Consider the following 12,478-nt stretch of genomic DNA (forward strand, 5'->3'; position numbering starts at 1 on the left):
GCCCGGCGGCCCGGGGGCCGCCGAGCCCGGCCAGCAGCGCGGCCACCGCGACCGCCGTGACCATCACGTCGTAGCGCGCGTACGCCGTCGGGCCGAGCAGCGCGACGCCCACCACCCACACCCAGGCGCCCCGCAGGGACCGGCCCGCGCGCAGGCCGGCCCGCAGCAGCAGCGCGAAGCCGGCCGCGTCGCAGACGCACGCCAGCACGTAGAACGCGGACGCGTAGCCGAGGAACGGCAGCAGGGCGGGGGAGAGGATCGCGAAGGCGGCGGCCGGCGGGTACTGCCAGGTCACGTCCGAGCTCGGATACGTGCCCGTGCGCAGCACCTCGTACCAGCCGTGGTAGATCCCGGACACGTCGCTCGTCACGTCGGGCCCCGGCAGATGGGGGAACCACGCCACCTTGAACACCAGCAGCAGCAGGGCCGCCCTGGTGAGGATCCACAGGGCGACGGCGCCGCCCGCCGTCCGTGCCGTGTGGCCGTACGCGCCCGTCATCGACCGTCCCGTCGTGCCGTCCGTACGCACGTGTGAGTACGCGTGCGCGGGGACATGATGCCGGGCGCGGCGCACCGCGGGCCAACGGACACGGCAGCGGCGCGGCAGCCGGGGGAGCGGGACGGTACTGTTCCGGGCGATGCGCAAGACCCTGATCGTGACGAATGACTTCCCGCCGCGGCCCGGCGGCATCCAGGCGTTCCTGCACAACCTGGCCCTGCGGCTCGACCCCGACCGCCTCGTCGTCTACGCCTCCACGTGGACGCGCTCCGCACAGGGGCGCGAGGCCACGGCGGCCTTCGACGCGGACCAGCCCTTCACGGTCGTGCGCGACCGCACCACGATGCTGCTGCCGACGCCGTGCGTGACGCGGCGGGCCGCGGGGCTGCTGCGCGAGCACGGCTGCGAGGCCGTGTGGTTCGGAGCGGCCGCCCCGCTCGGCCTGATGGCGCCCGCGCTGCGGTCCGCGGGCGCGCGCCGGATCGTCGCCACCACCCACGGCCACGAGGCGGCCTGGGCCCAGCTGCCCGGCGCGCGGCAGCTGCTGCGCCGCATCGGCGAGGGCACGGACGTCGTGACCTACCTCGGCGAGTACACCCGCTCGCGGATCGCGGGGGCGCTGACGCCCGCCGCGGCCGGCCGGATGGCCCAGCTGACGCCGGGCGTCGACGAGAAGGCCTTCCACCCGGACTCGGGCGGCGCCGCCGTGCGCGAGCGGCTCGGGCTCAGCGAACGGCCTGTGGTCGTGTGCGTGTCGCGGCTCGTGCCCCGCAAGGGCCAGGACACGCTGATCGACGCCATGCCGACGATCCTGTCGGCCGTGCCGGACGCGGTGCTGCTGATCGTCGGCGGCGGACCGTACGAGAAGGCGCTGCGCGAGCGGGCCGCCCGTCTGTCGGTCGCGGCGTCGGTGCGCTTCACCGGCGCGGTGCCCTGGGCGGAGCTGCCGGCCCACCACGGGGCGGGCGACGTCTTCGCGATGCCCTGCCGCACCCGCAGGGGCGGCCTCGACGTCGAGGGCCTCGGCATCGTCTACCTGGAGGCGTCCGCGACGGGCCTGCCGGTGGTCGCGGGCGACTCCGGCGGCGCGCCGGACGCGGTGCTGGAGGGCGAGACCGGCTGGGTGGTCCACGACACCGCCCAGACCGCGGCCCGGATCATCCGGCTGCTGGCCGACCCGGACCTGCGGCGGCGGATGGGCGAGCGCGGGCGCGGCTGGGTGGAGGAGCGCTGGCGCTGGGACCTGCTCGCGGAGCGGCTGCGGGAACTGCTCGACGCGGAGAACGGCTGAGCCGGGCCGCGGCCCGCCGGTGACGGCACGCGCGGGGGCGGGACCGGAGCCCCGCAGGCCGGACGGTGCCGGTCACCCGGCACGGGGCGCGCCCGGTGCTCGGCCGGCGGGCGCGGAGCGCGCCCCGCTCACGTCGTGTACAGCGCCTCGATCTCGTCCGCGAAGTCCTTCACGACCACGTTCCGCTTCAGCTTCAGGGACGGCGTCAGGTGGCCGTCCTCCTCCGTGAACTGGTGCGTGAGGATCCGGAACTTGCGCACGGACTCGGCCTTCGACACCTGCGTGTTGCCCTCGTCCACCGCACGCTGGATCTCCGCGAGCAGCCCGGGGTCCAGCCGCAGCGTCGCCACGGAGGTGTCCGACGGGCGGCCGTGCTCCCGCGCCCAGCGCGCCAGGAACTCCTCGTCCAGCGTGATCAGCGCGCCCACGAACGGCCGGCCGTCGCCCACCACCATGCACTCGGCGACCAGCGCGTGCGCCCGGATGCGGTCCTCCAGGACGGCGGGCGCGACGTTCTTGCCGCCCGCCGTGACCAGGATCTCCTTCTTGCGGCCGGTGATCGTCAGATAGCCGTCGCCGTCGAGCGAGCCCACGTCGCCCGTGCGGAACCAGCCGTCCGCCAGCGCCTCGGCGCTCGCCTCCGGGTTGTTCCAGTACTCGGTGAACAGGTGCTCGCCGTGCAGCAGCACCTCGCCGTCGTCGTCGATCCGCACGACCGAGCCGGGCAGGGGCTGGCCGACCGTGCCGATCTTCTGCCGGTCCCAGGGGTTGAACGTGGTGGCCCCGCACGACTCCGTCAGGCCGTAGCCCTCCAGCACGGTGAAGCCGATGCCCCGGAAGAAGTGGCCGAGCCGCTCGCCGAGCGGCGCCCCGCCGGAGATCGCGTACTCGCCCCGCCCGCCGAGCACCGCCCGCAACCTGGAGTAGACGAGCCGGTCGAAGAGGCGGTGGCGCAGCCGCAGTCCGAGGGACGGGCCGCCCGGCGTGTCCAGGGCGTGGCTGTAGGCGACGGCGGTGTGCGCCGCCCGGTCGAAGATCGCGCCCTTGCCGTCCTCGTACGCCTTCATGCGGGCCGCGTTGTAGACCTTCTCGAAGACGCGCGGCACGCCCAGGATCAGCGTCGGGCGGAAGGCGGCCAGTTCCCGTGTGAGGTCCTTCGTGTCCTCCAGGCAGCCGAGCTTGACCGGCGCCATGACACAGGCGAGCTGGACGATCCGGCCGAAGACGTGCGCGGTGGGCAGGAACAGCAGCAGCGACGAGTCCCCGGTGCGAAAGAGCGGCTTGAGGCGTTCCACGATGTTGCCGCACTCCGCGAAGAAGCTGCGGTGCGTCAGGACGCAGCCCTTGGGCCGGCCCGTGGTGCCGGAGGTGTAGACGATCGTCGCGGGGTCGTCGGCCTTGCCGCCCGCGGAGCGCTCGTCGGCCTCGGCGTCGTCCACCTCGGCGCCGGCGGCGAGCAGCGTGTCGAGGCCGCCCGCGTCCAGGCACCACACCTCGCGCAGCCCGGTCAGCCGCAGGCGCACGGACTCCAGGGCGGTCGCGTGGTCCTTCGTCTCGACGAACGCCGCCACGGCGCCGGAGTCGCCCATGATCCAGCGCAGCTGCTCGGCCGAACTGGTGTCGTACACCGGCACGGTGACCGCGCCCACGCTCCAGATGGCGAAGTCGAGGCGCACCCACTCGTAGCGCGTGCGGGACATCACGGCGACCCGGTCGCCCGGCCGGATGCCCGCCGCGATCAGGCCCTTGGCCGCGGAGCGGACGTCGGCCTGGAACTGGCGGGCGCTGACGTCCGTCCAGACGCCGTCGGCCTTGCGGCCGAACAGGGCCGTGTCGGGATGCTGCGCGGCATTGCGGCGGACGAGGTCCGTCAGAGTGCCGTCCGACGGGACCTCGTACAGGGCCGGAAGACTGAACTCGCGCAAGACTGCTGCTCCTCGTCGGGCGCCGGCGCGACGTCCGTCCCCGCGCCTCGGCTGCGGTGGTGCACGGGCCGCCCCGGAGATGTTACCTACCAGTACGGACGGGGTGACCGGCGCCCTGGCCAGATGTTTTCCGTGTCACACGCTTTACTGCGACTCTCGGTGCACAGTAGTGCAAGGTGCGGCTCCAGGGTGATCGCCATCCGCCCGGGGTGGCGCCGGGGAGCCGGACGGACGCGGTGAGGTGACCTGTGACCAGGGTTCATGTGGTGAGCGACGTCCACGGCAACGCGGCGGGACTCGCCGAGGCGGGTGACGGCGCGGATGCCCTCGTGTGCCTCGGGGACCTCGTCCTGTTCATCGACTACGCCGACCACTCGCGCGGCATCTTCCCCGACCTGTTCGGCACGGAGAACGCCGACCGCATCGTCGAACTGCGCACGGCCCGCCGCTTCGACGAGGCCCGCGCGTTCGGCGCCGCGCTGTGGGAGGGCCTGCCGACGACGCCGTCCGTCGCGATCGAGGCCGCCGTGCGCCGCCAGTACGCCGCCCTGTTCGCCGCGATGCCCACCCCGACCTACGCCACCTACGGCAATGTCGACATGCCGACGCTGTGGGAGGAGTTCGCCGGCCCCGGCACGACGGTCCTCGACGGCGGCCGCGCGGAGATCGGCGGCCTCGTCTTCGGCTTCGTCGGCGGCGGCCTGCGCACCCCGATGGGCACCCCGTACGAGATCCCCGACGAGGAGTACGCGGCGAAGGTGGAGGCGCTCGGCGAGGTCGACGTCCTGTGCTCGCACATCCCGCCGGACGTCCCCGAGCTGACCTACGACGTCGTCGCCCGCCGCTTCGAACGCGGCAGCACCGCCCTCCTCGACGCGATCCACCGCACCAGGCCCCGCTGGTCCCTGTTCGGGCACGTCCACCAGCCGCTCGCCTCCCGGATGCGCATCGGCTCGACGGAGTGCGTGAACGTCGGCCACTTCGCCTCGACCGGCCGCCCCTGGGTACTCGAGTGGTGAGCCGGCGGACCGCGGGGGGAGCCGTGGCGCGCCCGCGATAGCCTGCTCGCGGCGTACCCAGTCTGCGAGGAGCACCGCGATGGCGGAACACACGATTTCCAGCATCACGATCGAGGCGGCACCCGCCGCCGTCATGGCGGTCATCGCCGACTTCGCCCGCTACCCGGAGTGGACGGGAGAGGTCAAGGAGGCCGAGGTGCTCTCCCGCGACGCCGCGGGCCAGGCCGAGCAGGTCCGCCTCGTCCTCGACGCGGGCGCCATCAAGGACGACCACACCCTCGCCTACACCTGGCGCGACGGCGAGGTGAGCTGGACCCTCGTCAAGTCGCAGATGCTGCGGTCCCTGGACGGCTCCTACCGGCTCGCCCCCGTGGACGGCGGCGGCCGCACCGAGGTCACCTACCAGCTCGCCGTGGACGTCAAGATCCCGCTGCTGGGCATGATCAAGCGCAAGGCCGAGAAGGTCATCATCGACCGCGCCCTCGCCGGGCTGAAGAAGCGCGTCGAGTCGACCGACGGCGCGGGGGCCTGAGCGCCGTGGCCCCCCGTACGGTCCTCGTCACCGGTCTCGGCGGCGCGGGCCGTACGACCGTCGCCGCGGCCACCGCCCTCGCGGCCACCCGGCGCGGCGACCGCACCCTGCTGCTCACCGCGGACGGCGCTGCCGCCGCGGCGCTGCTCGGCGCGGGCCCCGGCCCCCGGCCGGACGAGCCGGCCGCCGTCGCGGACGGCCTGTGGGCCGCCCGGATCGACACCGACGACCACTTCCGGACGGAGCTGCTCGACCTCCAGGAGCGGATCGCCCCCGCGCTCGACCTCCTCGGCGCGCCCCGGCTGCGCCGCGAGGAGCTCACCACCCTGCCCGGCAGCGACCGCTTCGCGCTGCTGCACGCGCTGCGCGTGGCCGCGGCCGGCGACTGGGACGCCCTCGTCGTGGACCTGCCGCCCCTGGGTGAGGCGCTCGCCGCCCTCACCCTGCCCGGGGAGCTGCGCCGCTACCTGCGCCGCCTGCTGCCCCCCGAGCGGCAGGCCGCCCGGGCGCTGCGCCCGGTCATGGCGCAGCTCGCCGGGGTGCCCCTGCCCTCCCGCCGGCTCTACGAGGCGGCCACCCGCAAGGACACCGAACTCGCCGCCGCGCAGCTGCTGATCGAGGACGCGGCCACCGCCGTGCGGCTCGTCCTCGAACCCGGCCCGGCCGCCGAGGAGGCGCTGCGCACCGCCCGCATCGGGCTGGCCCTGCACGGGCTGCGCGCGGACGCGGTCGTGGCGAGCAAGGTGCTGCCGCCCGCGGCCGGGCACCCCTGGCTGGAGGCGGCGGGCGCCCGCCAGCGCAAGACCCTCGACGCCTGGCACGGCGACCCCGCCCCGGGACCCGAGCTCCACGAGCTGCCGCACCTGGGCCACGACCCCCAGGGCCCCGGCGACCTCGCCGCACTCGACGTCCCGGCCCCCGGCGATCGGGCCGCGACCCCGTACGGGGGCGGGCGGCCCGCCGGGCACGGGGACGCGGCCGGCGGCGAGCCCGGGACGCCCGCCCCCGAGCCCTGGTGGGTCGAGGACCTGCGCGCCTCCGAGGGCCTCCTCGTGTGGTGCCTGCCCCTGCCCGGCGCGGTCAAGAGCGAGCTGTCCCTCGTGCGCAGGGAGGGCGAACTGCTGCTCACCGTCGGCCCGTTCCGCCGGATCGTCCCGCTGACCTCGGCGCTGCGCCGGTGCACCGTCTCGGGCGCGGCGCTCACGGACGGCGTTCTGCGGGTGCGCTTCGCGCCCGACCCCGCGCTGTGGCCGAAGGAAGGCTCCTGACGGAGCCTGAACCGCGCACCCGCGTTCGGGTACCGTCGAAGGTGTACTTCTCCCGCCGCCCGGCGGCGGGAGACCTTGCCGGACGCGGGAGTACCCATGAGCGACGCGAGCGAGCGGCCCGACGCGGACCCGGATGCCTGGGCGGCGGCGTGCGAGGAGGACCTGGCGGCCGAGAAGGCGCGGCGCCGGGCGGAGTACGGCCCGCCGCCGGCCTCGGCGGCCGACGAGCTGCGCCGGTTCGCCGACACGGTGGCCGACCGGCTCACCTCCGTCACCGGCCCGCTGTTCGGCGCCGCCGGGCAGGGCGCGGTCCAGCAGTTCCTGAACCAGGCGCGGGCCGCGGTCGAGCCCGTCATCGACCGCAACCCCGGCCTCTTCGACCACCTGGCCGCCGCGGGCAACGAACTGCTCGCCGCCTACCGCTCCGCGGTCGAGGACCAGGAGGGCCGCTGGACGCGCGGCGCCGCCGCCGACGAGGGCGCGACGCGCAAGGGGGAGGGCCCGAAGGCCGCCGGGTCGTCGGACCTCACCAAGTCGGATCCTTCCAAGGAGCAGGACGGCGCGACGCTCGACCCGAAGGACTCCCGGCAGTCGCTCGATCCGTCCGACCCCAGGGACGAACCCCCCGGTCCCGACGGCCACATCGACCTGGACTGAGGGGCGCGAGCCCGCCCTCGGGTACCGTTGGGCCCAGCGGGGCACGACCGAAAACTGAGGGACACATGGGACTCACCATCGGAGTCGACATCGGCGGCACGAAGATCGCGGCCGGCGTGGTCGACGAAGAGGGCACCATTCGCGATGTGCACAAGGTGCCCACCCCTGACACGGCGGAGGGCATCGTCGACGCGATCTGCTCAGCCGTGTCCGGGGCCGGTAAGGGGCACCAGATCGAGGCCGTCGGCATCGGGGCCGCCGGCTACGTGGACGACAAGCGCGCGACGGTCCTGTTCGCGCCCAACATCAACTGGCGCCACGAACCGCTCAAGGACAAGGTCGAGCAGCGGGTCGGCCTGCCGGTGGTCGTCGAGAACGACGCGAACGCCGCGGCCTGGGGCGAGTACAAGTTCGGCGCGGGCCAGGGGCACGAGGACGTCATCTGCATCACCCTCGGCACCGGCCTCGGTGGCGGTGTGATCATCGGAAACAAGCTGCGGCGCGGGCGGTTCGGCGTCGCGGCCGAGTTCGGCCACATCCGGGTGGTGCCGGACGGGCTGCTGTGCGGCTGCGGCAGCCAGGGCTGCTGGGAGCAGTACGCGTCGGGCAGCGCGCTCGTGCGCTACGCCCGCCAGCGCGCCAACGCCCAGCCCGAGAACGCGGAAGTGCTGCTCTCGCTCGGCGACGGCACCCCCGAGGGCGTCCAGGGCAAGCACGTCAGCGAGGCCGCCCGGCAGGGCGACCCGGTCGCGGTCGACTCGTTCCGCGAACTGGCCCGGTGGGCCGGCGCCGGCCTCGCCGACCTGGCCTCGCTGTTCGACCCGTCGGCGTTCATCATCGGCGGGGGCCTGTCGGACGAGGGCGAACTGGTCCTCGACCCGGTCCGCAAGTCGTTCCGGCGCTGGCTCGTGGGCGGCGAGTGGCGTCCGCACGCCCAGGTCCTCGCCGCGCAGCTCGGCGGCGCCGCGGGCCTCGTCGGCGCCGCGGACCTGGCCCGCCAGGGCTGATCGTCCCGGTTCGGGCGCCTGCCCGCCGCACCCCCGCCCACCAGGGGGGTACGGCGGGCAGGCGCGTTCCCGGGCTCCCGTAGGGTGTGCGCATGGCAATGCCCCCGCTGCCCGACTCCCGTACCGAGCCGGACGGTTCGGCCGTGATCCGGGTCCTCAGTTACAACATCCGGTCGATGCGCGACGACCGTGCGGCGCTGGCGCGCGTGATCCGCGCCTGCGCGCCCGACCTCGTCTGCGTCCAGGAGGCGCCGCGGTTCTTCCGCTGGCGCAAGTACGCCTCCCGGCTCGCGAGTGCGACGGACCTGGTCGTCCTCTCCGGGGGCGCCCCCGCCGCGGGACCGCTGCTGCTGTGCTCGCTGCGCGCGACCGTCGTCTCGACCGAGGACGTGCTGCTGCCGCTCACACCGGGCCTGCACCGGCGCGGCTTCGCCACGGCGGTCGTACAGTTCGGGCGGGCCCGCCTCGGCGTGGTGAGCTGCCACCTGAGCCTGCGCGACCGCGAGCGCCTCGACCAGGCGGGCATGCTGCTCGACCGGCTGAAGTCGATGGACGCCCCGCACTCGATCGCGGCCGGCGACATCAACGAGCGGCCCTCGGGGCGGGCGTTCCGGCTGCTCGCCGACCAGCTCCAGGACGGCTGGTCGGTGGCGCCGTGGGGCGGCGAGCACACCCACGACGCGCGCACGCCAAGGCAGCGCATCGACGCCGTCTTCGTGACCCCCGGCATAGAGGTCCTCACCTGCGGCGTGCCCACCGGCCTGCCGGGCGTCAGGGAGTCCGACCTGCGCCGGGCGAGCGACCACCTGCCGGTGCTCGCGACCGTGCGCGTCCCGGCCCCGTAGGGACGCGGCGGCCCGCCGCACGAGCTCCCGGCCGCCCGGCCCCGTCCCGGGCCGCCGCCGGGGCCTCGGACGGGCCGCGTGCGACAGCCCGTCCGCCGGACCCGCCCGGGCGGGGTCAGACCACGGCGCCGCGGCCCGGGTCCCCGTCGTCGTCCTCGTCGTCGTGCTTCATCCGCGCCACCAGCGTCGCGATGCCGCCGAGGAAGCCACCGGCGCACACCGTCGTCAGCCACCACGTCATGTCCCACTGGAGCAGCACCGCGACCAGCGCGAGCACCGGCCCGCCGAGGGCGCCGAGCCAGGCGAACTTGGCCGTCGCGTCCGCCTCGGGCAGCGGCGGCGGCTCCGGAGGCACGAAGTGCCCCTCGTCCGGGTCGTCGGCCGGCCGGAAGTCGCGGGGGCCCGTCGGCACGGGGATCCCCACCCCGGGGGCGAAGACCACCGAGCCGCCGAGCGCCCGCGGCGGCACCTCGCCGGGACCGGCGCCCGCGCCGGGTCCTTCCGCGCCGGTGCCCGCCGCGGTCCCCGGCTCCTCCTCGTCCGGCCCGCCCTGCGGGGCGGCCCCGCTCTTGCTGTCGAGCGACGCCAGGTCGTCCACCGACTTGAACGGCTTCGCGCCCGGCGGGTCCGTCGGCTCCTCGCCGTAGCCCGCGACGATCGCGGCCCAGGCCGCGTCCTCGTCGAGCGGCTGCGGTTCGGGCTCCGCCTCGTGATCAGCCACCCGTGCTCCCCTTCAGTCCGAGACCCGGAGCGAGCCGCGCGACGAACGCCGCGCTCTCCTCGAAGATCCGCTCCGCGTCATGGTCCAACGTCGCCACGTGGTAGCTCTGTTCCAGCACGACCTCGCGGACGTCCCCCGAAGACACCCGGCCCAGCACGCGCGCCGCGTCCCACGCCGGTACGACATGGTCCTCCCTGCTGCGCAGCAGCAGCAACGGCTGCGTCACCCGGGGCAGCTCCCCGTCGACGAGCGCGAACAGCCGGCGCATCGAGTCCGCCGCGCGCAGCGGCACCCGGTCGTAGCCGATCTCGTCCCCGCCGTCCTTCGCGATGTCGTTGGCCAGGCCCTTGGTGGAGGGCAGCAGGTGGCGCAGCACCGGCAGGGCGTGGGCGGCCGCGCCGTGCACCCGCACCGCCGGGTTGACCAGCACGAGCCCGGCGACCCCGGCGCCGTGCTTCGCCGCGAGCCGCAGGGCGAGCGCGCCGCCCATCGACAGCCCGAAGACGAAGACCCGTCCGCAGCGCTCCCGCAGTTCGCGCAGCGCCAGGTCCACGCACGCGTACCAGTCCTGCCAGCCGGTCGCCTGCATGTCCTGCCAGCGGGTGCCGTGGCCCGGCAGCAGCGGCAGCGAGACCGTCAACCCGCGGTCGGCCAGATACTCCCCCCATGGACGCAGCGACCGCGGGGAACCAGTGAAGCCATGACAGAGAAGGACACCGGCATCGCCGCCCTCGTGGCGGAACGGCTCGGCTCCTGGAAGGACCGGCACCGAGGTCTCCTTTACCTGGGACGGGAGGGGGATCGTGAGGGGACATCACGTACGCGCGGGGGTCGTCCCACGGTACGCGACCCGACCGGGACCGACCAGGCCCGTCGCGACCGCGCCGGGGGAAGCCGGCGCGGTCGCGACGGCCACCGGGTTATGGTCGACGCACGGCACACAGGAGGCACCGAGTTGATCTACGGCGCGATGAAGGTCTCTCTCGGCGGCTCGCTGAAGCTCGCCTTCCGGCCCTGGGTGGAGGGGATCGAGAACATCCCGCTCCAGGGCCCCGCGATCCTCGCGAGCAACCACTTGTCCTTCTCGGACTCGTTCTTCCTGCCCGCGGTGCTCGACCGGAAGATCACCTTCATCGCGAAGGCCGAGTACTTCACCTCGCCGGGCGTCAAGGGCATGCTGACCGCCGCCTTCTTCAAGGGAGTGGGGCAGCTCCCGGTGGACCGCTCGGGCGCCCGCGGTGCCGGCGAGGCGGCGATCAACAGCGCTCTGAAGGTGCTGGAGCGCGGGGAGTTGTTCGGCATCTACCCCGAGGGCACGCGTTCGCCCGACGGGCGGCTCTACCGCGGCAAGCCCGGCGGGCTCGCCCGGGTCGCCCTGCTGAGCGGGGCGCCCGTCATCCCCGTGGCGATGATCGACACGGAGAAGATCCAGCCGCCCGGCAAGGTCGTCCCGAAGCTGATGCGCCCCGGCATCCGCATCGGCCGCCCCCTGGATTTCACCCGGTACCTGGGCATGGAGAACGACCGGTTCATCCACAGGTCGGTGACCGACCAGGTGATGTACGAGATCATGAGGCTGTCGGGGCAGGAGTACGTGGACATCTACGCGACGGCGGCGAAGCGCCGGCTCGCCGAGGCGGAGAAGGCGTCGGCCGACAAGGCCGGGGACCGGCGGGGCAGCACCAGGAGGCCGCGGCCGCCCCGCTAGGGTCTTTCGCTTGGATCAGGTCGGATCATGGGGGTGCCCCCGGCCGGAGGTTGGGGGAGGGGTTCGGTGCCGTGCATCGCACGGCGGAGGAGGGAGCCGACGCGGAGCGTCGGGGACCGACGACAACGCCGCGAGGTGCGGTGCCGGGGGCACGCAAGCCCGGCAAGATCCAAACGAGAGGCCCTGACGGCGCGACGCGGTGACGGGGGGCGGGGGAGATGGCGGGAGTGCGGCGGGAACGGGTCGTGCGCATGTCGGTCGAGGTGCCGCTGTGGCGCGCGGTCGCCGCGTACCGGCTGCTGACCATGGTCTACGCGGTCGTCCTGTTCTGCTACGAGCGCGAGCGGTACGAGCGGCTGTGGCTGGGTGCGGTGTACCTCGCCGTCCTCGTGGTGTGGACGGTGGTGACGCTGCCCCGGGTGCGCGGCGCGGCCCGCTGCACCCGCCCGTTCCTCGCCTGCGACCTGGCCCTCGCGCTGGCCGGCATCCTGCTGACCCCGCTGGCCGACGAGCAGGCGCGCGGCGCCGACGTGACGACGCTGCCGTCGATATGGACCGCGGGCGCCGTCCTCGCGTACGCCCTCAAGGGCGGCTGGAAGCCGGCCTGCGCGGCCTCCACCCTCGTCGCCGCCGCCGACATCGTGGAGCGCGCGCACCCCAGCAAGGACACCGTGCACAACGTGGTGCTGGTGTGGGTCGCCTCCATCGGCATCGGCTACGTCGTGGAGGTGGCGCGCGCCTCGGAGCGCACGCTCGCCCGCGCGCTGGAGATCGAGGCGGCGACACGCGAGCGCGAGCGCCTCGCCAGGGACATCCACGACGGCGTGCTCCAGGTCCTCGCGATGGTGCAGCGGCGCGGTACCGCGCTCGGGGGCGACGCCGCGGAACTGGGCCGGCTGGCGGGCGAGCAGGAGATCGCCCTGCGCACGCTCGTCACCAGCGGCCTCCTGCCGCACCCCGCGCCGCCCCCCGGGCCCGCGGCGGCCGGACCGGCGAGCGGGTCGGC

12 protein-coding genes and 1 pseudogene are annotated in these 12,478 nt (G+C 74.7%); 9 read left to right on the forward strand and 4 right to left on the reverse strand.

Annotation, left to right across the window (positions count from 1 at the left end):
• Nucleotides 1-499: pseudogene (locus L1885_RS14090) on the reverse strand (hypothetical protein); the annotation flags it as partial.
• Between the two features lie 139 nt (nucleotides 500-638).
• Between L1885_RS14090 and L1885_RS14095 the strand changes: the two are divergent.
• Nucleotides 639-1,790 carry a glycosyltransferase family 4 protein gene (locus L1885_RS14095; protein ID WP_235797438.1) on the forward strand — a complete coding sequence of 384 codons (1,152 nt, stop codon included), beginning with the start codon at nucleotides 639-641 and terminating at the stop codon, nucleotides 1,788-1,790.
• 128 nt (nucleotides 1,791-1,918) lie between these two features.
• Here the strand turns inward: L1885_RS14095 and L1885_RS14100 are convergent, their stop codons facing one another.
• Nucleotides 1,919-3,715 (reverse strand): AMP-dependent synthetase/ligase, encoded by a 1,797-nt coding sequence (locus L1885_RS14100; RefSeq protein WP_235797439.1) that lies wholly within the window; start codon nucleotides 3,713-3,715, stop codon nucleotides 1,919-1,921.
• A gap of 248 nt (nucleotides 3,716-3,963) precedes the next feature.
• Here L1885_RS14100 and L1885_RS14105 point away from each other — a divergent pair, with 248 nt between their 5' ends.
• The 6 genes from L1885_RS14105 (at nucleotide 3,964) to L1885_RS14130 (ending at nucleotide 9,043) form a co-directional block, all read left to right on the forward strand.
• Nucleotides 3,964-4,734: a metallophosphoesterase family protein gene (locus L1885_RS14105; protein WP_235797440.1), complete on the forward strand. Its 771-nt coding sequence runs from the start codon at nucleotides 3,964-3,966 to the stop codon at nucleotides 4,732-4,734.
• 79 nt (nucleotides 4,735-4,813) lie between these two features.
• On the forward strand, nucleotides 4,814-5,266 hold the full coding sequence (locus tag L1885_RS14110) for an SRPBCC family protein (protein ID WP_235797441.1): 453 nt from the start codon (nucleotides 4,814-4,816) through the stop codon (nucleotides 5,264-5,266).
• Nucleotides 5,267-5,271: 5 nt separating this feature from the next.
• Nucleotides 5,272-6,534: an ArsA family ATPase gene (locus tag L1885_RS14115; RefSeq protein ID WP_235797442.1), complete on the forward strand. Its 1,263-nt coding sequence runs from the start codon at nucleotides 5,272-5,274 to the stop codon at nucleotides 6,532-6,534.
• A gap of 96 nt (nucleotides 6,535-6,630) precedes the next feature.
• A complete protein-coding gene (locus L1885_RS14120) occupies nucleotides 6,631-7,191 on the forward strand; it encodes a DUF5304 domain-containing protein (protein WP_235797443.1) in 561 nt (186 codons plus the stop codon).
• Nucleotides 7,192-7,256: 65 nt separating this feature from the next.
• Nucleotides 7,257-8,198 (forward strand): ROK family glucokinase, encoded by a 942-nt coding sequence (locus L1885_RS14125; protein WP_235797444.1) that lies wholly within the window; start codon nucleotides 7,257-7,259, stop codon nucleotides 8,196-8,198.
• A 92-nt stretch (nucleotides 8,199-8,290) separates the two neighbouring features.
• Nucleotides 8,291-9,043, forward strand: a complete 753-nt coding sequence (locus L1885_RS14130) for an endonuclease/exonuclease/phosphatase family protein (protein WP_235797445.1) — start codon at nucleotides 8,291-8,293, stop codon at nucleotides 9,041-9,043.
• Between the two features lie 115 nt (nucleotides 9,044-9,158).
• Here the strand turns inward: L1885_RS14130 and L1885_RS14135 are convergent, their stop codons facing one another.
• Nucleotides 9,159-9,764: a hypothetical protein gene (locus L1885_RS14135; protein WP_235797446.1), complete on the reverse strand. Its 606-nt coding sequence runs from the start codon at nucleotides 9,762-9,764 to the stop codon at nucleotides 9,159-9,161.
• A complete protein-coding gene (locus tag L1885_RS14140; RefSeq protein WP_235797447.1) occupies nucleotides 9,757-10,533 on the reverse strand; it encodes an alpha/beta hydrolase in 777 nt (258 codons plus the stop codon). The genes L1885_RS14135 and L1885_RS14140 overlap by 8 nt, the downstream gene beginning before the upstream one ends.
• 186 nt (nucleotides 10,534-10,719) lie before the next feature.
• Here L1885_RS14140 and L1885_RS14145 point away from each other — a divergent pair, with 186 nt between their 5' ends.
• A complete protein-coding gene (locus L1885_RS14145; protein ID WP_235797448.1) occupies nucleotides 10,720-11,472 on the forward strand; it encodes a lysophospholipid acyltransferase family protein in 753 nt (250 codons plus the stop codon).
• 251 nt (nucleotides 11,473-11,723) lie between these two features.
• On the forward strand, nucleotides 11,724-12,478 hold a 755-nt coding region (locus L1885_RS14150; protein WP_235797449.1), incomplete at its 3' end, for a DUF5931 domain-containing protein.

Source organism: Streptomyces fuscigenes (genome assembly GCF_021556455.1).
Lineage (GTDB): Bacteria > Actinomycetota > Actinomycetes > Streptomycetales > Streptomycetaceae > Streptomyces > Streptomyces fuscigenes.